Here is a 23,324-nt window from a genome sequence, read left to right as displayed (position 1 = left end):
GACGGACGCCACACTCGAAGGCCAGAGTGCTGGCCTCAGTGGTCGGCCGCGCCGACTTCCCAGCTCGGGACCGCAGTGGTGCTGACCGGTCGCGGACCCGCGTACTCCATCAGCACCAGCGCGATGTCGTCGTCGAGACGGCCGTGCACCCACTCGACCAGCGCCGTCTCCAGGGACGCCAGCCCGTCGCCGACCGTGCCGTGCCCCAGCAGCCGCCAGGCCCGGTCGGCGGTCGGAAAGAACTCGCCGTCCCGGCGCGCCTCGCCCAACCCGTCGGTGAAGAGCAGCAGCCGGTCACCGGGTTCGAGACGTTCCACCCGGGGCCGGACGACCGGCATGAACCCGAGCGGCGGCGCCGGCGCCGGCGGCTCCAGCGGGATCACCTGCCCACGACGCAACAGCAGCGGCGGCGGGTGACCGCAGTTCACGATGGTCAGCGTGCCGCCCCGCTCCTCGACCAGCGCCGCGGTGACGAAGTCCTCGTCGCCCACGCTGCGGGCCACCGCCCGGTCCAGGTCGGCGACGATCGCCCGCAGGTCCGACCGCTCGTACGCGACGTGCCGGTAGGAACCGAGCACGATGCTGGCCAGCCGTACCGCGTCCAGGCCCTTGCCCCGGACGTCTCCGATGATCATCCGGACGCCGTACGGGGTGTCGAGCGCCTCGTAGATGTCGCCGCCGATGTCGGCCGTGGCCGTCGCCGAGATGTAGCGGCCGGCGACCGCCAGGCTGCCGACCTGCGGGCCGATGGGGCGCAGCACGGCCTGCTGGGCGACGGCGGCGAGCTTGGACAACTCGGCGATCTGCTCGGCCTGCCGCTGGCGGATCGCCGCCACCCCGGCCGCGATCGCGGTGGCCAGCCCGATACCGATCACGTTGACCACCGCGGCCAACGAGACCACCTGGCCGGTCAGGGCGAACCCACCCGCGACGACGGTCGACAGCACACCGACGGCCAGCACCATCCGCCACGACGCGAACGCCGCCGCCAGGAACGGTGCCGCCGCCACCAGACCGACGTAGTTGACCATTCCGCCGTCGGCCAGCTCCACCGCGGACACGAGCGCGAGCAGCACAAGGGCCGCGCCGAGACCGGCGCGGGATCCTGGGCTGAGCGGGCGGCGGCCCGACGAGAAAAGTGGCATGGGTACGCCGAACAGCATGCCTGATCGACGGGCGCGACTGAACGAAGTTGTCCCCTCGGCTATCTGGTTTTGGCCACCCGGCCGCCCACCAGCCGTGCCCGAGCCACGCACGGGCACCATCGGGCGCGGTTCAGCCGGCCAGAACCTCGTACCGGACCTCGACCTCGCCCTGTTCCAGCGGCGCGATCGCACCGAACGCCGCCCGCGACAGATCGATGCAGCGCCCCTCGACGAACGGCCCACGATCGTTGATCCGTACGACGACGGATGCGCCGGTGGCCGGGTTGGTCACCCGTACCCGGGTGCCGAACGCCCAGGTCCGGTGGGCGGCGGTGAGGGCGTCCGGATCGAACTGCTCGCCGTTGGCCGTGAGTTGCCCCTCGGCGTAGAACGAGGCACCGCACGATCCGCTGTCCGTGACCTTGTCGTCAGCAGCGGGCCGGGTGGCCGACGGCGTCGGTCGCGGGCTGTTGGACGAGGGCCGCGCGGGCGACCGACTCGGCGCCGGCGCTGTCGAGGTCCTGGGCGCCGGGGGCCGGGTCGACTCCGGTGCCCGGGTCGTGGTCCCGGGGGCCGCGGTCGTCGGAGCGGGGGCCGGGACCACGGTGGTCGGCGGGGCGGTGGTCGGGGCCGGGTCGGTGGTCCGCGTCCCGGGCGGTGTGGGTACGGCGAGCGGAGAGCCGCTGCCCGGCATCGGCGCGTCGGCCGGCGCGGGCGCCCGGAACGGCGCCGGTACGTCGACCGCCGTCGGCGTGGCCGGGCCGGTCACCTGCCGTACGCCGGCGATCCCGCCACCGACCAGAAGGACGCCCGCCAAAATCGCCGCTCCCGCGATCCACGGCCGCCGGTCGGGTTTCCGTGAATGCCGTCCCGCCACGCCGCTGACCTCCCCAAACGCAGATCTCGTACGCCGCGAACCGTAGCCAGACCGGCACATCCGAAGTCAATATGATCATTGGCTTTGGCCCTGCTTTGTGGTGAAACGTCTGTCCGAACGTCCGACCCGGGCGGCCCCCCGGCTCGGCAGGATGGTGACGTGCACGCTGACCTGAGGAAACGCCTGGTCACCGGATTCCGGTGGCTCGACCCCGGCCCGCACAGCACCCACCTGGTCAGCGACATGTCCGGCTGGTGGCACGACCCCGAGATCCTGGCCGGAATCGGCCCGGCGCTCGCCGGCCTCTTCCCCGCCGACCGGCCAACCGTGGTCATCTCGCCCGAGGTCACCGGATACCTCGTCGGGCCACTCGTCGCCACCGCCGTCGGGGCCGGCTTCCTACCCGCAGTCAAACAGGCCGAAGGCCGGCAGGTGGCCGAGCCGGTGACCTGGGCGCACACCCCACCGGACTACCGCGACCGGACGCTGCGTCTCGGCGTACGCGACCGGCACCTCGGCCCCGCCGACCGGGTGCTCGTCGTCGACGACTGGGTGGCCACCGGAGCCCAGGTACGCGCCATCCACGAGATCGTCGACCAGCGCGGCGCCACGCTCATCGGTACGGCCGCCATCGTGGCCGACTGCCCGGCCGAACTCGCCCGCGACCTCGACCTACGCACCCTCCTCCAGGCCCATCACCTCAATTCCTAGCCACCGTCCCGGTGCACCTTTACACCACCCTGGTGTATAACTACACCAGGGTAAGCCCACGTGCATCCTTGCGAATGTCCCTGACCTATTGCGCTCAGTACCGCCGTCACGACTGCCTCAGTCGATCCGGTGCTCCGTCCCCTCCCGGAGGACCCCTGTGCTCGAAACCTGCCAGTTCCACCCTTCTGGAGTACACAATGATCAGCTCGGGCCGCCACCCGAAGAAAGAGATCGCCGATGCGTTACGCCGCGCTGACGGGGCTGGTCTTCTGGTCAAGCAGATCCACCGAGGCCACCGATGGGGTGAGGTGATATGCACCTACTGCCAGGCGCGTCGAAGCGTCTGGACCACGCCGCGCGATCCGGGCACGCACGCGAAGCAGATCGACCGTTTCGCACTCGATCACCGGCATCCGCTTCCGCTGGGAGAAGACGCACCATCGTGAAACAGGAGGGAGGCAGGTAGTGGCAATCCACGTATTCACGGTCGTGCTCGACCGGGAACCCACGGACGACGAGTTCGACGCGCTCGTGGTCGCCGGGCTCGATGACGCGACCTTCGGCACTGAGCAGGGACTCCCCATCGCGGAATTCGACCGAGAGGCACCCACCCTGGCCGATGCCATAGCCACCGCCGTACGAGCCATCGACTCCGTCGGCCTGGTTGCGCTGCGAGTGCTGGATCAGGATCTCGTGACCCTCGCCGACATCGCCGACCGCATCGGGCAGAGTCGGGAGTCGGTCCGCCGGTACTCCACGGGGGAGCGCGGGCCGGGAGGCTTCCCTCCACCTGCCAATCCGGTACGGGAGGGGACGATCTTCTACCGGTGGAGCGAGGTAGCACCCTGGATGAGCCGGAACCTGGGACTCGACATACCAGAAAACGACCTGGCATTGGTCGTCGCGAACCTGGTGCTCCAAGCCCGACAGCACCGTGACCGAGTAGCCCACATGGCCGCCCTGTCCGACCTGCTTGCCGCCTAAGAAATCTCCGCCCTGGCCAGCGGCCTCTGATCACTGTGGAGGTTGCGTCCGGATGGGCTGGTAGGCCAGGGCCCGTTCGACAACCTCGGCCGCCGACAAGGGCGTGGGCGGCCAGAAGATCAGGTCGGCGACGCTGGGGCAGACGAGATCGCGGGCGAGCCGGTCGAGCCAGCGGTCCAGTTCCTCGTCGTCCGCATACTCCCCGTTCATGATCCGTTCCACCAGCACGATCACCTGATCCCGGGTCAGTCCCTCACCCATCCCGCTCCGCCCGTCGTCACCTGTCTCCAGTCTGACCTCAACCATCGCCGGCACGGGAGACGTCTTACCGTGCGAGGGGGTGAGCATTGACCGAGACGTTCCACCAGTTCGTGGTGCACCGCTCGGCGGCGCGCGTACCCATGATCGCTGATCTGGAAAGGCCGAAGCCCTGGCTGAGACTTGCGTCCTGGCCAGGGCTTTGTCTGGAGCGGGTGACGGGAATCGAACCCGCACTGTCAGCTTGGGAAGCTGATGTTCTGCCATTGAACTACACCCGCGAGCGGACCTCACTGTACCTGGTCGGCTGCGCTGACGCACGGACCCCTCCCGATCCGCGTGACCAGGGGGTGGGCGCACGTTGGGCGGGCGCCGGCCCCTGGCCACGCGGATCTTCGGGGGATGGGGTGGGCTCAGGCGGCCAACTGGGTCGCCACGGCCGGCGACGTCGCGGGGTCCAGCCAGAGTCGGACTTCGGGACGGCCGGCCGGGTCCGCCGTCAGCGGGGTGGCGCCGGACTGGCCGTGGCGGGCGACCATCGCGACCTCGATGCTGAACTCGAAGAGGCGCCAGTCGACGTCGTCGGTGGCGCGCAGGGTGTCGGCCAGCCGGGCGACCCGTGCCTGGTCGGTCACGGGACGGGCGCGGCCGGCGACGTAGGCTTCGTCGTCGCTGTCCTCCGGGGGGAACGAGTGCAGGGCGTACCGGCCGTCGCGCTCCAGGTCGCGGCGTTTGGGTGAGTCGACGACGAAGCAGAAGAGGCCCTCGTCGGTGATCACCGGGGCGACGGGGTGTACGCGCGGCCCGCCGTCGGCCCGGACGGTGGCCAGGTAGCCCAGGCCGGGGCCGTACTGGTGCATCAGCGAACGGATCGCTTCGGCGAGTCGGGGCTCGTCGGCGGCGAACTCGGTCCAGGTAGCCATACCGGAATTCTATCGAACATCTGTACGACACGGGTAACGAACCGCGGATCTGACCAGCACAATCTGCCCGAACCGGCGGGGCGGGCCGCCGACCCACCCAGACCGGCTCGCTATGGTGTGACGATGCTGCTCTCCGACCGCGACCTCGTCAGTGAGATCAAGGCGGGCGCCCTGGCGCTGGAGCCGTTCGATCCGGCGCTGGTCCAGCCGTCGAGTATCGACGTACGGCTCGACCGGCTCTTCCGGGTGTTCAACAACCACCTCTACACGCACATCGACCCGTCGGTGCAGCAGGATGACCTGACCTCGGCTGTCGAGGTACCGGACGGGGAGCCGTTCGTGCTGCATCCGGGCGAGTTCGTGCTCGCGTCGACGCTCGAGGTGATCTCCCTCGGCGACCAGCTCGCCGGACGGTTGGAGGGCAAGTCGAGCCTCGGCCGGCTCGGCCTGCTGACGCATTCGACGGCCGGCTTCATCGATCCGGGCTTCTCCGGGCACGTGACGCTGGAGCTGTCCAACGTGGCCAACCTGCCGATCACGCTCTGGCCGGGGATGAAGATCGGCCAACTCTGCATCTTCCGGCTGTCGTCGCCGGCCGAGCACCCGTACGGGTCGGCGGTCTACGGTTCGCGCTACCAGGGGCAGCGTGGACCGACGCCGAGCCGCTCGTGGCAGAACTGGCGGACCTGGCCGGTCCGCTGAGGCACGAAGACAGCAAAAGGGGCGCCTCCCGTCGAGGGAGCCGCCCCTTTTGGCCTCGCCGTCACATCCTGGGGCGGCCGAAGCTGTGGATCGTGCCGTTGTCGTAGCGCTTCATCAGGACCGGTACGCCGGCCTGGGAGGCGTGCACCAGCCAGCCGTTGCCGACGTACATGCCGACGTGGCTGAGGTCGGAGTTGTAGAAGACGAAGTCACCGGGGCGCAGCTCGGAGCGGCTGATCGAGGGCATCGTCCGGCGCTGGGCGGCGGCGTTGTGCGGCAGTCGTACGCCGACCTTGCCCCAGGCGGCGAGCATCAGACCGGAGCAGTCGTAGCCGTTCGGCCCGGAGGCGCCCCAGACGTAGGGCTTGCCGATCTGGGAGCAGGCGAACTTCGCGACCGTGCTGGCCGGCCCACCCGGGTACGTCGCCGGACAGGGCGCCGGACGCAGCGAGCCGAGGCCGCCGGAGGTGCCGTACGCCTTGAGCCGCAGCTCCTGGAGCTTCTTGATGTCCGCGTTGATCTGCTTGGTCTTGGCTGCCAGCTCGGCCTCGGTCGTGGTGAGCTGGGCGACGAGGGTGTCGAGCGGGCCCTTCTGCGCCGTGTACTGCGCCTTGAGGTCGACCACGCTCTGGATGTCGCGGGCCTGCCGGCGGGCGAACTGGTCGAGCAGTTCTAGCTGGTCGGCGAGGGTCTGCGGCGAGCCGTTGGTGAGAATCGAGTTCAACGCCGACGTGTTGCCGCCCTTGTAGGCGCGGGTCGCGAACTGACCGACGCGTTCCATGGCCAGGTCGACCTGGAGCTGAAGCGGGGCGATCTTCGCGGCGAGGGCGTCGGCCTGCTTCTTCTTCGTCGCCAGTTGCTCGCGGGTGGCGTTGTGTTGCTCGATCACCGGCTCGAGCTGGCTCCACGACTTGTCGATCTGGGCTTCGATCTCGGCGACGGTCGGCTCGGCCTGGGCGGGTACCGCTCCGAAGAGGACGATGGCGACACTGGCGACGGCGACGAAGACGGTTGTCCTGGTCAACCGGCGGAGACGTGGCAGGGCCGGCGGTCGGCCGGCGGTCGCCGGCCGGAAGAGTCGGCGCCACGGTGCATGATCAGCCACCGGGGTCGGTGCTCCTTCTCCTTACGGACCGCCTACCGGGTTAGCTGACGGGTTCGGGCGGGAGAGTTGCGCCCTACCGCAAGTCTGCGGATTCACCCCGGTTACTTCTGGGTCCCCGGCTCACGACCTTGTTGTGACTCGGCGGTGTCGAGTCGACGCCATCCCTGGTGGATGGCCGGATCCCGCTCGACGGTTCATCACATTAGGCAGCGTCGTTATCAATGCGCAACCACCGGACCTGTGAAATCCGTTGCGTGTCAAGCCTGTCGCAGTCAGTCAGGCATGAAAGTTTCCTACAGTACGCAGACATCGTCCGGAATCCATTGACGGGAGCGGCCACACGGACGAAGGTGACGACATAGATCAATCCGACTGGAGGTTCGATGCAGCGTCTCACCAAGCCGACGGGCAGGCGGATCCTGCTCAGCGTCGCGGTCGTCGGCGCCGCGACGCTCGTGCCGGTCAGCCCGGCACCCGCCGTGCCAGCCCCGACCGATACCAGACAGCAGCAGTACGCCGCCGCGTCCGCCGAGTACGGCGTACCGGAGAGCATCCTGCTCGGCGTGTCGTACCTGCAGTCGCGCTGGGACACCAACGCCGGCACGCCGAGCACGAGCGGCGGGTACGGCCCGATGCACCTCACCGACGCCGCGCACGTGGCGAGCCTGCCGGTACCCGGTCACCACGGCACCCACGAGGACCCGCGCGGCGACACCTCCCGCGAGGCGATCGAACTCGAACACCCCGCGCCGAACCCGCCGGACGAGGCGGCGCTGCGTACCCTCGGCACCGCCGCCGGACTGACCGGGGCCGGAGCCGAGGCGCTGCGTACCGACCCGGTGGTCAACATCCGCGGCGGCGCCGCGCTGCTCGCCGCGTACCAGCGGGAACTGGGTGCCCCGCAGGGTGCCGGCAGCGACCCGGCCGACTGGTACGGCGCGGTCGCGCGCTACTCCGGCGCCGACACCCGTGACGCGGCGGCCGCCTTCGCCGACGAGGTCTACTCGACGATCCGTACCGGCGCGACCCGGCGGACCGACGACGGCCACCAGGTCAGTCTGGCCCGGCACGCCGGCCTCACCCCGGCGACGTCCTGGCTGGACCGGCTCGGCCTGCGCAAGCTGGCCCGCCCGGACGGGCTGGAGTGCCCGGACGACATCTCCTGCGAGTGGCTGCCGGCGCCGTACGAACTGCGCGGCGACGGAACGGTCCCGACCAGCTACGGCAACCACGACAAGGGCAACCGCCCGGCCCAGCAGAAGATCGAGTACATCGTCATCCACGACGCCGAGGGCTACTTCGCCGGCACGACCCGGCTGGCCCAGGACAAGAACTGGGTGAGCTGGCACTACACGCTGCGCTCGGTCGACGGGCACATCGCCCAGCACCTGAAGGCCAAGGACGTCGGCTGGCACGCCGGCAACTGGTTCGTCAACGCCAAGGCGATCGGCCTGGAACACGAGGGCTTCGCCGCCCAGGGCACCTGGTACACCGAGGCGATGTACCGCACCTCCGCCAAGCTGGTGCGGCACCTGGCGCTGCGGCTCGGCATCCCGCTCGACCGGCAGCACATCATCGGGCACGACAACGTGCCCGGCACGCTCGCCAGCAACATGGGCAGCATGCACTGGGACCCGGGCCCGTACTGGAACTGGTCGCACTACTTCGACCTGCTGAAGGCGCCGTTCTGGAGCACCGGCACGCACCGTACCGGCCTGGTCACGATCGACCCGGACTTCGCGACGAACCGGCCGGCGTTCACCGGCTGCGAGGTCGCGGGCGTACCGTGCCCGTCGCGCGGCTCGTCGTCGGTGATCCTGCGCAGCGCGCCGAGCCCGGACGCCCCGCTCGTCAACGACCTGGCGAAGCGCCCCGACGGTACGCCGAACACGATGCACATCTCCGACCACGGAGCGCGGGCGTCGGCAGGGCAGACGTACGCGATCGCCGAGCGGCGCGGCGACTGGACGGCGATCTGGTATCTCGGGCAGAAGGCGTGGTTCCACAATCCGCCGTCGGCGCCGAACGGCAAGTGGTCGATCGGCCTGGTCGCCACCCCGAAGCCCGGCAAGGACACCATCCCGCTGTACGGCCGTGCCTACCCCGAGGCGGCGGCGTACCCGGCGGGGGTGCCCTACCAGACGATCTCCCCGTTGCAGTACACGATGAAGGCCGGCGAACGGTACGCCGTCGGTGACGTGCTGGGCAGCGAGTACTACCGGGCCAGCACGTACGAGGGCAACTCGCCCGGCGACTGGACGGTGATCCGCGGCGAGAAGACGTACGTGCAGATCCAGTTCGGACACCGGTTCATGTACGTGGACCGGGAGGACGTACAGATCCTCATGTCACCAGTCGGCGCTCCGCGCTGACCCGTTCCAAAAGAATCGGCCCCCGCCGGGAGCGGGGGCCGATTCGTGGGAACAGGTGCCTATCCGGTTCCGACGCGCCGGAAGCCGACGACCGGCTTGCCCATCTGGTCGATGCTCGCCATCTGCACCGGTAGGCCGGCCCGGGGGGCGTGCACCGTGACCCCGTTGCCGAGATAGATGCCCACGTGGCTCAGGTCGCTACCGAAGAAGACCAGGTCTCCGGCTTTGGCATCGGCCCGGCTCACCGCGGTTCCGCGGTTCCACTGCGCGCCGGTGTAGTGCGGCAGGGACACGCCGGCCCGGGCCCACGCGTACTGGGTCAGGCCGGAGCAGTCGAAGGAGTTCGGACCGGCCGCGCCCCACACGTACGGCTTGCCGATCTGGGCGCAGGCGGTGGCCACGGCACGGTTCGGGTGGTTGGTCGGGCAGGTACCGATGCGGACCGGCGGGCCGATCGGGATGTTCATCTGGGCCTGCAGCCGCTCCAGGTTCTTGATCTCGGTGTCGATCTTCTTCTTCTTCGCCGCGAGATCGGCATCCTGCTTGCGCTGCTCGGTGATGACCGTCTCGAGGGTCATCTTCTCCGTCTCGTACTGCTCCTTCACGGTGACGACGCCGGCAACCTGCCGCTGCTCGTGGCGGGCCAGCATCCGGAGCATCGTCATCTGGTCGGCGAGGCTGTCCGGCGTGCCGACGGTGAGCAGCGCGTTGAGGCTCAACGACGGGCCGCCCTTGTACTGCCGGGTGGCGAGCAGGCCGATCCGCTCGGTCGCCATCTCGGTCTGCAACATCAGCGGCTGGATCTTCTTGTCGAGTTCGGCCGCCTTCTTCTCGTTGGCCTTCAACTCGACACGGACCTTGTTGTACTGCTCGATGATCGGTTCGAGTTCGTGCCACTTGTCGTTGATCTGCGCCTCGAGTTGGGCGGCGGTCGGCTGTGCCTGCGCCGGTATCCCGGGCAGCAGGGTCACGGCCAGCGCCGCGCTGAGGGCAAGGAGGACTCGCGCGCCGAGACTCGGCAATCGGTAACGGCTGGCCACCGGAGACCCCGACTCCTTAGTTGCGACCGCGGGCGCCTCTCGGGGGAAGAACGGAGGCCGACATCCACACACGGTCGGTGCCTCACCTTAGAGGTGTCTCCAAAGTGAATCAAGACGGCGCTCTGCCCTGACGCCTCCCTGGGCGCTCCCTGAACCCCGGCTGAGATCCGTTACAGGTACGTCAGTTGCCGGTCTTGGCCGGCGTGGTGTCGGGCTTGACCGAGCGCAGCAGGACGGTGGCGACGTCGACGACCTCGACGTTGTCCTCCTCGCCCTTGCCGGTCACCCCGTCGCCGAGCATCGTGTAGCAGAACGGGCAGCCGACCGCCACGGTCTTGGCCCCGGTGGACAGCGCCTCTTCGACCCGGTCGACGTTGATCCGCTTGCCGATCCGCTCTTCCATCCACATTCGAGCGCCGCCGGCACCGCAGCAGAACGACCGCTCGGAGTTGCGCGGCATCTCGGTGAGCCCGCCGTCGACCGCCGCCCCGAGCACCTCGCGCGGTGCGGCGAAGACCCGGTTGTGCCGACCGAGGTAGCACGGGTCGTGGTAGGTGACGCCGCCGTCGACCGGGGTGACCGGAGTCAGCTTGCCGCTGGCGACGAGATGGGCGAGCAACTGCGTGTGGTGTACGACCTCGAACTTGCCGCCGAGTTCGCCGTACTCGTTGCCGAGGGTGTTGAAGCAGTGCGGGCAGGTCGCGACGATCTTCTTGACGCCGGCCTCGTTGAGGGTCTCGACGTTCTGCTGGGCCAGCATCTGGAAGACGAACTCGTTGCCGATCCGGCGGGCCGGGTCGCCGGAGCACGTCTCGCCCTCGCCGAGGATGGCGAAGTTGACGCCGGCCTCGTGCAGCAGGGTGGCGACCGCACGGGTGGTCCGCTTCGCCCTGTCCTCGAACGCCCCGGCGCAGCCGACCCAGAAGAGGTATTCGAAGTCCTCGACCTCGCCGACACGGGGCACCTCGAAGTCGAGGCCCTTGGTCCAGTCCTCACGGGTGTTCTGCGGGGCGCCCCACGGGTTGCCCTTGTTCTCCAGGTTGCGCAGCATCACGCCGGCTTCGGACGGGAAGGACGACTCGATCAGCACCTGGTAGCGGCGCATGTCGACGATGTGGTCGACGTGCTCGATGTCGACCGGGCACTGCTCGACACAGGCGCCACAGGTGGTGCAGGACCACAGCACGTCGGGGTCGATGACGCCGCCGTCCTCGGCCCCCCCGATCAGCGGGCGCTCCGCCTCGGCCAGCGCCAGTACGTCCACGTGCGCGAGCTGGGCCGCGGTCGCCTTCTCCTCGCCGGTGAGGTCCTTGCCGCCGCCGGCGAGCAGGTAGGGCGCCTTGGCGTAGGCGTGGTCACGCAGGCTGAGCACCAGCAGCTTGGGCGAGAGCGGCTTGCCGGTGTTCCAGGCCGGGCACTGCGACTGGCAACGGCCGCACTCGGTGCAGGTGGTGAAGTCGAGCAGGCCCTTCCAGGTGAACTGCTCGACCTGGGCGACGCCGAACTGGTCCTTCTCCGGGTCGGCCTCCTCGAAGTCGAGCGGCTTGCCTTCGGACATCATCGGGCGCAGCGCGCCGAGCCCGGAGCCGGCGCTGCCGGGGTCGCGCTTGAAGAAGATGTTGAAGAAGGCCGAGAACCGGTGCCAGGCGACGCCCATGGTGACGTTCAGCGAGATCACGATCAGCCAGGTCATCGAGATGGCGATCTTGATCAGGGCGACGATGCTGAGGGCGGCCTCGGACGCCGGCAGCACCGACCCGAGGGCGTGCGACACCGGGGTGGCCCACACCGGGTAGTCGAAGTGGTCGGTGGCGACCTTGAACCCACGGATGAAAAAGCCGCAGATCAGGATCGTGAAGATGACCCATTCGACGAAGTAGGCCTGCCACATGGTGGAGCCGGTGAAGCGGGACAGCCCGCGGGCCCGGGTCGGACGGTTGATCAGTCGGATCACCATCAGGACCGCGATACCCACGAACCCGAGTACGCCGATCAGCTCGGTGAGCAGCCCGTACGGCAGCCAGCCGCTGAGCAGAGGCAGGCCGACCCTCGGGTTGACCACCTCGAAGTACGCCTCGAGCACCAGGGTCGACAGGGCGATGAAGGCGATCATCACGAACCAGTGCGCGGCCCCGACGACGCCCCACCGGAGCATCCGGGTGTGGCCGGCGATCTCGACCAGCATCGTCTTGAGGCGGGTGCCCCGGTCGGTCAGCCGCTCCGGAGCCGGCTGGCCGAGCCTGACGACCGCGACCATCCGGCGGACCGCACGGACCGCCAGCCATACCGCCACCGCGGTGATCGCGGCGGCGAGGACCGTAGTGACGATCTGGACTGTGCCCATGCCTGGCCTCCCGGTCTGCCTGGGTACGGCTGATGACCGGGGGGACGACCGGCCATGCGATGCAGCCTACGCGCCAGGTTACCCGTCAGTAACGTGAGAGTCCCAACAGGCGGGCCGCATCATCCTGCGGCCACCTTAAGGCTCGTTACGGCAACATGATCGGCGGCCGCCCCTGGGGACGGCCGCCAACTTTGTCACACGCCTGTGGAAAACCTGTGGATAACAGGGTCGCCGGTCAGCGCCAGCGGGACAGCAGGATCAGCGAGCTGACCATGGCCCCGAAGCCGACCGCCAGGTTCCAGTAACCCCAGGTGGCGACCGGGTAGGCCGTCTCGGACAGGTAGTAGACGACCAGCCAACCGATGCCGAAGACAATCAATGAAACCGCGGCGATCGGAAGCCAGATCGGGCTAGGCTTGCGGGTCGCGGCTGTCGAAGTCGGGCGCACGTCGGTCGGCGGGGTGTACACCTTCTTCTTGCGAACCTGGGACTTTGGCACGACGCTCTCCTGAGTGAGGGGTTGATCCTCGTCCGGCCTGACAACCGGACGCAGGGGCGACGGTCCATGGCCAATAATGTTCGAGAGCTAGCGTAGTCAAGACAACGCGCTCAGGCCACGTATGGGTTGAAGACAGGTACGTACAGCGTGCCGGCCCGATGCGGCCGGGCCGCGAACCAGCCGGGCCGGACGACGATCGATGCCGTCCGGAGCGGCGGAGGGAGGCAACGTGGAATACACCTCGGGCGCCGCCTCTTGGCGCCAGGTGTTCCGCCGCGTCGCCGCCGGACTCAGGTGGCGGCCCGCCAGGTCACGTCGCACCGGCTGGAGTGTCGGAGTGCCGCTGATCGCCCTCGCCGCCGGCCTGCTCTTCACCACGACCGCGACCACCGCCGACGGCACCGCCCTCCGCGAGGACCGCCGGCCCCAGCTCACCCAGCTGATCGAAGAGCGCCGCCAGCAGGTCACCGACAGCGAGGAACGGGCCGCGCGGCTGCGGGCACAGGTCACCGCTCAGGCCGAGGAGTTCGCCGGCTCGGACGCGCCGATCGCCGAGCAGCGCAACCGCGCCGAGTCGAGCCGGCAGGCAGCCGGATTCACCGCGATGCGCGGACCCGGTCTGGTCGTTGAACTCAACGACGCACCACAGGTCGGCGAGGGCAACCGGCCGGATGCCACGACCAACGACGACCTCGTGGTGCACCAGGGCGATGTCCAGGCCGTTGTCAACGCCCTCTGGGCCGGTGGAGCCGAAGCGATGTCGATCATGGATGTGCGCGTGCTGTCGACAAGCGCTGTACGCTGCGTAGGCAACACGCTGTTGCTCCACGGGCAGGTCTACTCGCCACCGTTCAAGATCGCTGCAATCGGGGATCCCGCCCACCTTCAGCGGGCGCTGACCGAGTCCGAGGGGGTCCAGTTGTTCAAGGACGCCGTTGACCACTACCAGCTCGGTTACCGAGAGTCGGTCGAGACCGATCTGAGTGTGCCAGCCTACGACGGTTCGAGTGCCCTGCGCTCGGCGAGGGTGCCAGAGTGAATCCCATGAGCGGCGATGGGCCCGAGAGGCGTAACGGTCGCCATCGCGCGACCGGCACAGACGACGCCACAGCGTTGATTCCCAGGGTCACCGACGCGACCCCCGAACAGTCACCGACCCCCGCTCCCCCTCCGACCGGCCCCGCCTACCCGCCGCCCCCGGCCAGCCCCGCGTACCCGCCACCCATGGCCGGCACCGGCTACCCCTCACCCACGGCCGGCACCGGCTATCCCTCGTCCCCGCCTGGCCCCGGCCACCCCTCACCCACGGCCGGCACCGGCTATCCCTCGTCCCCGCCTGGCCCCGGCCACCCCTCACCCACGGCCGGCACCGGCTATCCCTCGTCCCCGCCTGGCCCCGGCCACCCCTCGCCCACGGCCGGCACCGGCTACCCGCCGCACGCGGCCGTCCAGGCCACGCCCGGCCAGGTGGACCACCCGTCCGACCAGCGCGGCTACGACCAACCCCCGACGGCGGGCCAGCACCCGGTCGGCGCCGCCCGCCCCGACCCGTACGAGCCGCACCGGGCGGTCCCTCGGCCACCGGTCCCCGGCGAGCAGCCGTCGGCCGGAGCCCGACCGGCGGCCGGGGTCGCCGGACCGTCCACCGCCCACCGCTTCGCCGGCCGGCCGGAGGGAGGGCCGCCCCCCGGCCCGCCCACCGACGGCGGGTTCGGACCGCAGCCCGGGCCGCCTCCCGGCCCCGACCCCGGCCGCCCGCAGGCCGACGGTCCACAGATGCGTCCCCCGCTCGCCACCGGACCGCTCGACGACGGCCGGATGCCGGAACCCCGGCCACGGCCCCGGCCGGCGCCCACCCCGCGCGGCGGTCCGTTGTGGCCCGACAACCCGATACGGCGCGACCAGCCGGGCGACGGTCACCCCGGCCAGTCACCAGCGGCACCCGGACACCAGCCCTCTCCGCCCCGGCCGCCGCAGGTCGCGCCACCGCCCGGCCCGGCGGACGCTTCGACGGCGGTCATCCCACTCGACACCGCGTCGACCGCGGTCATCCCGCTCGACCTGTCGTCGACGGTGATCATCCCGCCGGTAAGGGGCCGGGATGACCGGTCGGTGGCATCGGCCGGCGCACCGTTGCCGGGCGACCAGACCGCTCCCCCGTCGCGGGCCGCGGCGGCCGGCGCGCGGACCGGCGACACCGACCTCCGTTCCGCGTCCGGAGTCACCGCTGCGGACAGTGCCCGCACCGGAGACGACGGTGACCGCGGCACGGCCCGGGTCGACCCGGTGGCGGCCGCCCAGGCCCGAGCCGCGAAGGCCGCTGCCGCCGGTGCCACCGCCGGCGGCGAATCCGGCGACGGCGCGGCCGACAAGCCCCGCCGGGGCGAGAAGGTCGTCCAGCTTCGCCCGCACCGCACCGACGAGGGATACAAGAGCGTCTACTCGGAACTGACCCGCCCGTCGTTCGGTTCCCGGCTGCGCGGCAGCGTGCGCGTCGCCGGCGAGGTTCTGATCACCTTCGGTCTCGTGGTGCTGCTCTTCGCCGGTTACGAGATCTGGGGCAAGGGCGTGGTGGTCGACGCCCATCAGAGCGACCTGAGCGAGCAACTGGCCCAGCAGTGGGACCAACCCACCGACCCGACGGTCGGCCCCACGCCGGCGGCCAGCGGCTCCCCGACCCCGGCGGTCACCGGCAAGCCGATCGCCGGCCTCTACATCCCGAAGTTCGGGCAGAACTGGATCGTGGTCGAGGGCGTCAGCCAGAAGGACATCCGGTACGCACCGGGCCACTATCCCAAGAGCGCCATGCCCGGTCAGATCGGAAACTTCTCGGTCGCCGGGCACCGCAACCGGGCCACGTTCTGGCGCCTCGACGAACTCCGGAACGGCGATCCGATCGTCCTGGAGGCGAAGAACGACTGGTACGTCTACCAGGTCACCCGCGTACACATCGTCAAGCCGTCGCAGGTCGAGGTGGTCGAGCCGGTACCGGGTCAGTTCGGTGCCAAGCCGACCAAGGCGATGCTGACCCTGACCACCTGCAACCCGAAGTTCGACAACTACGAACGCCTGATCGTGCATGCCGAACTGACCCGCAGCCAGCCCAAGTCCGACGGCCGGCCGGGCGAACTGGGAGGCTGATCGACGTGTACGCCTGGATCTGGCGGAAGCTGCCGTTCGGGCTGCCCGGCAAGCTCATCGGATCGCTGCTGATCACCATGAGCGTGCTGGCCCTCCTGTGGTTCTTCGTCTTCCCCTGGGCCGAGCCGTTGCTTCCCTTCGACGACGTGCAGGTCACCCAGGATGGTGGCGAACCGGGCGGCGGTACGCCCGGCGGCGACCCCGGCCCGGACACCGGTGAGCCCGGCAGCGGTGACGGCCACGACATCCCGTACGACACCGAGCAGAACAACCCCGCACCCACCCCCTCGGCGAGCAGGTGACGTCCGTGCGCGTTCTCGTGATCGACAACTACGACTCGTTCGTCTTCAACATCGTGCAATACCTGGGGCAACTCGGGGTCGAGTGCGACGTACGACGAAACGACGAGATCGACGTGGCCGAAATCGGGCAGCTCGGCGCCGCCGGCATCCTGCTCTCTCCCGGTCCGGGCGCACCCGAGCGTGCCGGCATCTGCCTCGACGTGATCCGGGAGTACGCCGGAAAGCTGCCGATCTTCGGCGTCTGTCTCGGCCACCAGGCCATCGGGGCGGCGTTCGGGGCGACCGTGACGCGGGCACCCGAACTCCTGCACGGCAAGACCTCGCAGGTGCACCACGAGGGCAGCGGCGTGCTGGCCGGCCTGCCCGACCCGTTCACCGCCACCCGCTACCACTCGCTCGCGGTGGTGCGGGAGACGCTGCCGGACGAGATCGAGGTGACCGGCTGGACCGGGTCCGGGGTGGTGATGGCGATGCGGCACCGCACGCTGCCGATCGAGGGCGTGCAGTTCCATCCCGAGTCGGTGCTGACTGAGGGCGGCCACATCATGCTCGCCAACTGGCTGGCCGCCTGCGGTCGGCCCGAGGCCCTCGACCGGGCTCCCGCCCTGGCCGCCGAGGTCGACACCCGTCGCCTGGCGGCCTTCGCCGGCGCCTGACCAGCACCGCGGCCGCCGCCCCGACGAACAGGCGCTCCGACCGCTGGGGTCGGAGCGCCGGGTCAGGGAACGGTCAGTTGTTGCCGCGCCCGTTGAAGGGCGGCAGAGACGGAATCACTCCCGCGCCGCCGCCGTCTCCACCTCCGTCACCGCCACTGGGCGTCGGCGTCGGGGTGGTCGGTGTCGGAGTGGGCGACTCGGTGGGTTCCGCGCGCGGCTGGGTCACCGTGATGGTGATCGTCGTACCGCGCTTCTCCTCCTGGTTCGCACCCGGGCTCTGAGCGCTGACCCGACCGGGGTCGTCGCTCTCCTGTCCCTCCCGGACGGCGACCTCGAAGCCGGCGTTCCGCAGGGTGGTGGTCGCCTCCGACTGGGTCGAGCCCACCACGTTCGGCACGCTTCGGAGCAGGCCGTTGGACAGCTCGACGACGACCTTGGTGCCCGGCTCCACGTCCTTGCCCGCGTCCGGAACTTTGACCACCTGGTCCTTGGACTGGCTGCTGTCGACGGGCTTCCACTCCGGCACCAGTTTGGCGTCCTCGAGCGCCTTCTGCGCGCCCGCCTTGGTGAAGCCGACCAACTCGGGAATCGTGACCAGTTCGGCGCCACCGCAGACCTGGAGGGTGACCTCCTGCCCGGGTTCGATCCGCTCGCCGGCGGCCGGGGCCTGGGTCAGGACGTTGTTGAGCACGCAGTCGTCCTGTTTGATCACGTTGCTGACGACCTTGAGGTTGGCTCCCTCGAGTTCCGCCGTGGCTGCGGCGACCGGCTTGTCGACCACCCCCGGCACGGTGACCAGATCGGGTTCGTCGTTTCCGGCCGCGATGAGCCCGGCGATCAACGCGATCACCGCGAGCACGCCCAGGGCGCTGAGCGCGGCCAGTACCCAGGCGGACGCCTTGCGACGGCGGGGATCGCCGACCCGGGCCGGCGCCGGTCCGCCGCCGGCCTGGCGGGTCGTCGCCGACGGCGCCATCGCCATCGTCTCGTCTTCCCGCATCACCGGGGTGGCCATGACGGGTCGGCCGTTGGCCGCCCGCAGCAGGTCGGCGCGCATCTCGCCGGCGCTCTGGTAGCGGTTGAGCGGGTTTTTCGACAGCGCCTTGAGCACGATCGCGTCGATCGCCGGGGTGACCTCGGGGTTGATCTCGCTCGGTGCCCGGGGGTCTTCCCGGACGTGCTGGTAAGCGACGCTCACCGGGCTGTCGCCGACGAACGGCGGGTGGCTGCACAGCAGTTCGAAGAGCACGCACCCGGCGGCGTAGACGTCGGAGCGGGCGTCGACGGCCTCGCCGCGGGCCTGCTCGGGTGACAGGTACTGGGCGGTGCCGATCACGGCGCTGGTCTGGGTCATCGTCGTCGCACCGCTGGCCAGCGCCCGCGCGATGCCGAAGTCCATGACCTTGACCGCGCCGTTCTGGGTGAGCATGACGTTGCCGGGCTTGATGTCCCGGTGGATGATCCCGTGCCGGTGACTGAACTCCAGCGCGGCGCACATGTCGGCGGTGAGTTCGAGCGCGCGGCGGGGCATCAGCCGCCCCTCGGCCGCGAGGACCTCCTTCAACGTACGGCCGTTGACGAACTCCATGACGATGAACGGGATCGTCTCGCCGGTCGCGGCGATCTCCTCGCCGGTGTCGTAGACGGCGACGATGGCGGGGTGGTTGAGCGAGGCGGCGTTCTGCGCCTCCCGGCGGAACCGCATCTGGAAGGTGGCGTCGCGGGCCAGGTCGGTCCGCAACATCTTGATCGCGACGTCGCGGCCCAACCGGAGGTCACGGCCGTGGTGCACCTCCGCCATGCCGCCGTAACCGAGCAGCTCGCCGACCTGGTACCTGCCACCCAGCAGGCGGGCCTGCGCAGTCATCTCGTCTCAAGTCCTTCGTTCATGTGGTCGTCGCCCCGCCCAGCAGGCGGGCGCTCTCCACTCGACGGTACGGCGCGTTCGGCGAGTCGTCGCGCTCGACAGCCATCTGAATACTTGTCGTGACGTTCGGTGACCGCAGTTCGGCACTGCCGAAGAGGTCGTTCTTCCGGCTCCAGTAGGCGGCGCCGAAGGAACAGACCAGGACCAGGAGGCCGAGCAGCACCGCCATCAGGAACAGGACCGGTCGACTGGCGCCCCGTTGCGGGTGGGCCGGAGCCGAGGGCTGCTGATAGCCGTACGTGTGGTCGGGCTGCTGCGGCCGGGCGGTGGGGATCGAGGCCGCACCCCGCGTGTAGCCGCCGGCGGCCGGGCTGGCGGGAGCGGCGTGCGGCGTGGCTCCGGTCGCCGGCGCGCCCTGTGCCGGTAGGGGCGGGCCGGCGTTGCCCGGCGGATATGCCGGCATCATCCGGGTGCCGCCCGGCCCGGAGGTCGGGGCGGTCGGTGGTGCCGAGGCCGGCTTGTTCATCGGGACGGCGGGGCTGCCGGGCGGACCGACGGGCCGGTTGGGCGCGGTCGGGGGGCCGCTCGGGCGGCCGGGACCGGACAGTTCCGCCGCGACCTGACGGGCCGCCACGGCGAGCGCCGCGGCGGACGGCCAGCGACCTCCGGGGTCCTTGGCCATCGCCCGTTCCACGATCGACCGGACCGGGGGCGGGATGTCGCCGGGCAGTGGCCGCGGGGTGTCCCGCACGTGCATCATCGCGATGGCCAGCGGGTTGTCGCCCTCGAACGGCCGGTGCCCGGACAGGCACTGGTAGGCGACCACACCGAGCGCGTAGACGTCGGACGCGGGAGTCGCGGTGCTGCCGGCCGCCTGCTCCGGGGAAATGTACGACGCGGTGCCGAGCACCGATCCGGCTGCGGTGAGCTGGGCGACCATCGCCGAGCGGGCGATACCGAAGTCGGTGAGGACCAGGGTGCCGTTGGGACGTACGAGGAGGTTGCCGGGCTTGACGTCCCGGTGCACGATGCCCTTGTCGTGGGCGGCCTGCAGCGCGTCGGCCGCCTGGGCGACCAGGGCCATGGTCCGTGCCGGGGTCAGCCGGCCGACCCGGCCGAGGGTCCGCGACAGCGCGTCGCCTTCGACGTACTCCATGACCAGGAAGGCGATCTGCTGGTCGCTGCCGTAGTCGTAGACGTCGACGACGCCCGGGTGGTTGATGGTCGCCATGGTCCGCGCCTCGCCACGGAACCGTTCGGCGAAGCCCGGCTCCTCCACCAGCGACGGCAGTAGGATCTTGACCGCGACGGTGCGACCGAGCACCTCGTCGGTGCCGCGCCAGACGTCACCCATCCCACCGCCGGCGATGCGCTCGTCGAGACGGTAGCGGTTGCCTAGCAGTACGCCAGGGCTGAGCATGTCACCTGCCTCCCGCGTCCGCGATGACGGCGCGCATGATCTGTGCGGTGATCCGGGCGGCCTCGCCACTGCCGCCGCTGCCGGCGTTTTCGAGGACGACCGCGACCGCCGAGAGCGGCTGCCCGTCCTTCATCACGTAACCGATGAACCAGCCGTGGTCGTCGTCGTTCTCGCCGGCCTGGGCGGTGCCCGTCTTGCCGCCCACCGTGTAGCCGTTGATCCGCGCGTTGCGCCCGCTTCCGTTCTCCACGACGCTGACCATCATGGCCTGAAGGTCGCCGGCGACCTGGGTGCTGACCGGCCGGCGCAGCTCCCGCGGGGCGGCGGTGTAGTAGTTGGTGGTGCGGTCCGGTCCGAGCAGCTGCTGCACCAGGTAGGGCCGCATCTGGGAGCCGTTGTTGGCGACCGCGGCCGCGATCAGGGCGCCTTCGAGCGGCGTCATCCGTACGTTGTTCTGCCCGATCGAGGACTGGGCCAGGGCCGCCTGGTCGTCGCTGCCGTCCGGGTTCTGGATGTCGCCGGTGCGGCTGGCCGCGACCGGCAGCCCGCCCTCGCCCAGCCGGCCGACGTTGAGTTCCTCGTCCTCGAAGCCGAACTGGGCCGCCTTCTCCTTCAGCTTGGCGGCGCCGAACTGGACGCCGAGCTTGGCGAAGCCCGTGTTGCACGACTCGGTGAGCGCCTCGATCAGCGTCACCTCGTCCTCGGGACAGATCGACGGGGCGGCGTTACGGATGTCGGTGCCGGACGTCGGCGGCCGGTAGACCGGGCCGGCGGGGATCCGGGTGTCCCGGGTGATTCCGTTCTCCAGGGCGACCGCGGCGCCGATCACCTTGAACGTCGAGCCGGGTGGCAGCACCTCGGCCAGCGCCCGGTTCTTCAGCGGGCCGTTCCGGTCGGCCTCGTACTTGTTGTAGGCGGCCTCGGCTGTCGACGAATCGTGGCTGGCCAGCGGGTTCGGGTCGAAGCTCGGCATCGAGACGAGAGCCTGGACGGCACCGGTGCGCGGATCGATGGCCACCGCCGCGCCCCTGGTGGCGCCGACCCGGTTGTTGGACAGTTCCTTGAAGGCCGTCTCCTGGGCCCGCTGGGACAGGCTGAGCAGCACGTTGCCACCCGCCGTCTGGTCGCCGGTGAACATGTCCTTCAGCCGGTCGGCGAAGAGCTGGTCGCTGGTGCCGGCGAGGAAGTCGTTCTCGATCCGCTCGATGCCGACGGCCGCGCCGTTGACCGGCTTGTAGCCGAGGACGTGGGCGTAGACCTCACCCTCGGGGTAGGTGCGCAGGAACCTGAGCTGCCCACCGGTGTCCTCGGTGCCGGCGAGCGCGCTGCCGCCGGCCTCGATGTTGCCGCGCTTGCGCTCGTATTCGGCGACCTGGACCCGGCCGTTGTAGTCGCTCGTCCGGTATTCGTCGGCCTTGTAGGCCTGCACCCAGTTGAGGTTCGCGAAGAGCAGGCCGAAAAGAATCATGACGACCACGCCGACGCGGCGCAGTGGGGCGTTCACGGCCGGATCACCTCCGTCGGGGCGCCGTGCAACTGCGCCGGTGGGGTGCCGGGGGTCCGGGCCGGTGCGGCACCGGTCACCGGGCTACGGGCGGCATGGGATATCCGCAACAGCATCGCCACGAGCAGCCAGTTGGCCATCAGCGAGGAACCACCGGCGGACATGAACGGCGTGGTCAGACCGGTGAGCGGGATCAGGCCGCTGATGCCGCCGACGATCACGAAGACCTGGAGGGCGATGGTGAACGCGAGCCCGCCGGCCATCAGCTTGCCGAACGAGTCGCGGACCGCCAGGCCGGCCCGCAGGCCGCGCTCGACGATGAGCAGGTAGATCACCAGCAGCGCGGAAAGGCCGAAGAGGCCGATCTCCTCGCCCATCCCGGCGAAGATGAAGTCGTTGTGCACCTCGGGCACCTGGGTCGGCTGCCCACCGCCGGGACCGGTGCCGAAGAGCCCGCCGGTGCCTAGGCCGAGTAACCCTTGGACCAGTTGGAAGCCGCTGTTGTACGGGTCGCCGAACGGGTCGAGCCAGATCTCGGCGCGCTGGTAGAAGTTGGCGAACGGGCCGCCGATCGCGCTGCCCAGGAAGTAGGCGAGGAAGGCACCGCCGAAGAACAGCAGCAAGCCGATGATCATCCAGCTCGCGCGTTCGGTGGCGATGTAGAGGGTCACCACGAACATGCCGAAGTAGAGCAGCGAGGTGCCCAGGTCCTTCTGGAAGACGAGGACCATCAGGCTGAAGAGCCAGACGACCACGACCGGCCCGAGGTCACGGCCGCGCGGGAAGTCGATGCCGAGGAAGCGGCGGCTCGCCAGCGAGAGTACTTCCCGTTTGCGGACCAGGTAGTAGGCGAAGAACACCAGCAGGGCCAGCTTGGCGAACTCGCCGGGCTGGATCGAGAAACCGCCGACCTTGATCCACAGCTTGGCGTTGTTGACCTCGGAGAACCGGGCCGGCAGCACCGCGGGGATCATCATCAGCACGAGCCCGGCCAGGCCGAGGGTGTAGGCGTAGCGGGACACCGCCCGGTGGTCCCGGATCACGATCAGCAGTCCGGCGGCGAGGATCAGCGAGGCGAGGGTCCAGGCCAGCTGCCGGCCACCGGTGCCGGCGAAGATCGGGAAATCGATGCGCTCGGCCGGGGCGACCTCGGCCAGGTCCAGCCGGCGCAGGAACCCGACACCCAAGCCGTTGAGCAGGGCGACCGCCGGCAACAGGACCGGATCGGCGTACGGGGCCAGAAACCGGACGACCACGTGCAGGGCCAGGTAGACGGCCGACAGGACCGCGGCCGGAACCCAGAAGTCCAGGGTCACGGTGTCGAGCATGTTGGCCTCGACGGTGGCCGAGTAGGCAGCCACCAGCACCATGGCGACCAGCAGTAGCGCCAACTCGGAGTTGCGCTTGGTGTTGGTCGCCGCGAAACGCGGCATCTCACCCGTCGCTGCGGGTGTGGCTGCCGGTCCGGCGGAGG

Annotated in this window: 21 protein-coding genes, 1 tRNA gene and 1 riboswitch; of the genes, 9 read left to right on the top strand and 13 right to left on the bottom strand. The window is 70.1% G+C overall.

The features are described from left to right. Positions 1 to 35 precede the first annotated feature (35 nt). Positions 36 to 1,163 carry a PP2C family protein-serine/threonine phosphatase gene (locus QCD66_RS00400; RefSeq protein ID WP_364212957.1) on the bottom strand — a complete coding sequence of 376 codons (1,128 nt, stop codon included), beginning with the start codon at positions 1,161 to 1,163 and terminating at the stop codon, positions 36 to 38. Between the two features lie 112 nt (positions 1,164 to 1,275). Then, positions 1,276 to 2,022 carry a septal ring lytic transglycosylase RlpA family protein gene (locus QCD66_RS00395; RefSeq protein ID WP_375732646.1) on the bottom strand — a complete coding sequence of 249 codons (747 nt, stop codon included), beginning with the start codon at positions 2,020 to 2,022 and terminating at the stop codon, positions 1,276 to 1,278. Between the two features lie 159 nt (positions 2,023 to 2,181). On the opposite strand from QCD66_RS00395, the gene QCD66_RS00390 reads away from it, so the two are divergent. The 3 genes from QCD66_RS00390 (at position 2,182) to QCD66_RS00380 (ending at position 3,717) form a co-directional block, all read left to right on the top strand. Then, positions 2,182 to 2,733: a phosphoribosyltransferase family protein gene (locus QCD66_RS00390; protein WP_375732645.1), complete on the top strand. Its 552-nt coding sequence runs from the start codon at positions 2,182 to 2,184 to the stop codon at positions 2,731 to 2,733. 197 nt (positions 2,734 to 2,930) lie between these two features. Next, a complete protein-coding gene (locus QCD66_RS00385; RefSeq protein ID WP_375732644.1) occupies positions 2,931 to 3,179 on the top strand; it encodes a hypothetical protein in 249 nt (82 codons plus the stop codon). Positions 3,180 to 3,222: 43 nt separating this feature from the next. Further along, positions 3,223 to 3,717, top strand: a complete 495-nt coding sequence (locus tag QCD66_RS00380; RefSeq protein WP_375732643.1) for a hypothetical protein — start codon at positions 3,223 to 3,225, stop codon at positions 3,715 to 3,717. 30 nt (positions 3,718 to 3,747) lie between these two features. On the opposite strand, the gene QCD66_RS00375 is transcribed toward QCD66_RS00380, so the two are convergent. The 3 genes from QCD66_RS00375 to QCD66_RS00365 all read right to left on the bottom strand — a co-directional run bounded on the left by QCD66_RS00375 (position 3,748) and on the right by QCD66_RS00365 (position 4,898). Continuing rightward, positions 3,748 to 4,023, bottom strand: a complete 276-nt coding sequence (locus QCD66_RS00375; RefSeq protein WP_375732642.1) for an e9imm peptide — start codon at positions 4,021 to 4,023, stop codon at positions 3,748 to 3,750. Positions 4,024 to 4,182: 159 nt separating this feature from the next. Next, positions 4,183 to 4,256 (bottom strand) — tRNA-Gly (locus QCD66_RS00370). A gap of 132 nt (positions 4,257 to 4,388) precedes the next feature. Further along, entirely contained in the window at positions 4,389 to 4,898 is a 510-nt protein-coding gene (locus QCD66_RS00365) for a pyridoxamine 5'-phosphate oxidase family protein (protein WP_364213036.1), read from the bottom strand. Between the two features lie 123 nt (positions 4,899 to 5,021). Here QCD66_RS00365 and dcd point away from each other — a divergent pair, with 123 nt between their 5' ends. Then, on the top strand, positions 5,022 to 5,600 hold the full coding sequence (dcd, locus tag QCD66_RS00360; protein ID WP_364213039.1) for a dCTP deaminase: 579 nt from the start codon (positions 5,022 to 5,024) through the stop codon (positions 5,598 to 5,600). A 61-nt stretch (positions 5,601 to 5,661) separates the two neighbouring features. Here dcd and QCD66_RS00355 read toward each other — a convergent pair whose 3' ends face one another. Further along, the gene (locus QCD66_RS00355; protein WP_375732641.1) at positions 5,662 to 6,705 is read right to left on the bottom strand and encodes an NlpC/P60 family protein; all 1,044 of its coding nucleotides are present in this window, start codon (positions 6,703 to 6,705) and stop codon (positions 5,662 to 5,664) included. 15 nt (positions 6,706 to 6,720) lie between these two features. Continuing rightward, a riboswitch (cyclic di-AMP (ydaO/yuaA leader) is annotated at positions 6,721 to 6,859 on the bottom strand. Positions 6,860 to 7,088: 229 nt separating this feature from the next. On the opposite strand from QCD66_RS00355, the gene QCD66_RS00350 reads away from it, so the two are divergent. After that, entirely contained in the window at positions 7,089 to 9,077 is a 1,989-nt protein-coding gene (locus QCD66_RS00350) for an N-acetylmuramoyl-L-alanine amidase (protein WP_375732640.1), read from the top strand. 59 nt (positions 9,078 to 9,136) lie between these two features. On the opposite strand, the gene QCD66_RS00345 is transcribed toward QCD66_RS00350, so the two are convergent. From QCD66_RS00345 to QCD66_RS00335, 3 genes are all read right to left on the bottom strand, one after another. Further along, positions 9,137 to 10,117: an NlpC/P60 family protein gene (locus QCD66_RS00345; protein WP_375732639.1), complete on the bottom strand. Its 981-nt coding sequence runs from the start codon at positions 10,115 to 10,117 to the stop codon at positions 9,137 to 9,139. Between the two features lie 181 nt (positions 10,118 to 10,298). Then, the gene (locus QCD66_RS00340; RefSeq protein ID WP_375732638.1) at positions 10,299 to 12,461 is read right to left on the bottom strand and encodes a (Fe-S)-binding protein; all 2,163 of its coding nucleotides are present in this window, start codon (positions 12,459 to 12,461) and stop codon (positions 10,299 to 10,301) included. Between the two features lie 235 nt (positions 12,462 to 12,696). Next, the gene (locus QCD66_RS00335) at positions 12,697 to 12,960 is read right to left on the bottom strand and encodes a cell division protein CrgA (protein ID WP_212824848.1); all 264 of its coding nucleotides are present in this window, start codon (positions 12,958 to 12,960) and stop codon (positions 12,697 to 12,699) included. A gap of 229 nt (positions 12,961 to 13,189) precedes the next feature. On the opposite strand from QCD66_RS00335, the gene QCD66_RS00330 reads away from it, so the two are divergent. The 4 genes from QCD66_RS00330 to QCD66_RS00315 all read left to right on the top strand — a co-directional run bounded on the left by QCD66_RS00330 (position 13,190) and on the right by QCD66_RS00315 (position 17,059). After that, positions 13,190 to 13,999, top strand: coding sequence for a DUF881 domain-containing protein (locus QCD66_RS00330; protein ID WP_375732637.1), 810 nt, complete (start codon positions 13,190 to 13,192; stop codon positions 13,997 to 13,999). A gap of 428 nt (positions 14,000 to 14,427) precedes the next feature. After that, positions 14,428 to 16,101 (top strand): class E sortase, encoded by a 1,674-nt coding sequence (locus QCD66_RS00325; RefSeq protein ID WP_407566967.1) that lies wholly within the window; start codon positions 14,428 to 14,430, stop codon positions 16,099 to 16,101. A gap of 5 nt (positions 16,102 to 16,106) precedes the next feature. After that, positions 16,107 to 16,403, top strand: coding sequence for a hypothetical protein (locus QCD66_RS00320; RefSeq protein WP_375732561.1), 297 nt, complete (start codon positions 16,107 to 16,109; stop codon positions 16,401 to 16,403). Positions 16,404 to 16,408: 5 nt separating this feature from the next. Beyond that, positions 16,409 to 17,059 carry an aminodeoxychorismate/anthranilate synthase component II gene (locus QCD66_RS00315; protein WP_364213057.1) on the top strand — a complete coding sequence of 217 codons (651 nt, stop codon included), beginning with the start codon at positions 16,409 to 16,411 and terminating at the stop codon, positions 17,057 to 17,059. Positions 17,060 to 17,132: 73 nt separating this feature from the next. On the opposite strand, the gene pknB is transcribed toward QCD66_RS00315, so the two are convergent. The 4 genes from pknB to QCD66_RS00295 are packed head-to-tail and all read right to left on the bottom strand — an operon-like array spanning position 17,133 to position 23,283. Next, entirely contained in the window at positions 17,133 to 18,926 is a 1,794-nt protein-coding gene (gene pknB / locus QCD66_RS00310) for a Stk1 family PASTA domain-containing Ser/Thr kinase (protein WP_407566966.1), read from the bottom strand. Positions 18,927 to 18,945: 19 nt separating this feature from the next. Continuing rightward, on the bottom strand, positions 18,946 to 20,346 hold the full coding sequence (locus QCD66_RS00305) for a protein kinase domain-containing protein (protein ID WP_375732562.1): 1,401 nt from the start codon (positions 20,344 to 20,346) through the stop codon (positions 18,946 to 18,948). Between the two features lies 1 nt (position 20,347). Next, complete coding sequence (locus QCD66_RS00300; RefSeq protein WP_364213066.1) at positions 20,348 to 21,850, bottom strand: penicillin-binding transpeptidase domain-containing protein; 1,503 nt, start codon at positions 21,848 to 21,850, stop codon at positions 20,348 to 20,350. After that, positions 21,847 to 23,283, bottom strand: coding sequence for an FtsW/RodA/SpoVE family cell cycle protein (locus QCD66_RS00295; RefSeq protein ID WP_357543157.1), 1,437 nt, complete (start codon positions 23,281 to 23,283; stop codon positions 21,847 to 21,849). The genes QCD66_RS00300 and QCD66_RS00295 overlap by 4 nt, the downstream gene beginning before the upstream one ends. Positions 23,284 to 23,324 lie beyond the last annotated feature (41 nt).

Origin of the sequence: Polymorphospora sp. A560 (genome assembly GCF_045781765.1) — a bacterium.
Classification (GTDB): Bacteria; Actinomycetota; Actinomycetes; order Mycobacteriales; family Micromonosporaceae; genus Polymorphospora; species Polymorphospora lycopeni.
Note: the sequence above shows the minus strand (reverse complement) of the source record. Positions and strands in the feature narration are given on the sequence as shown.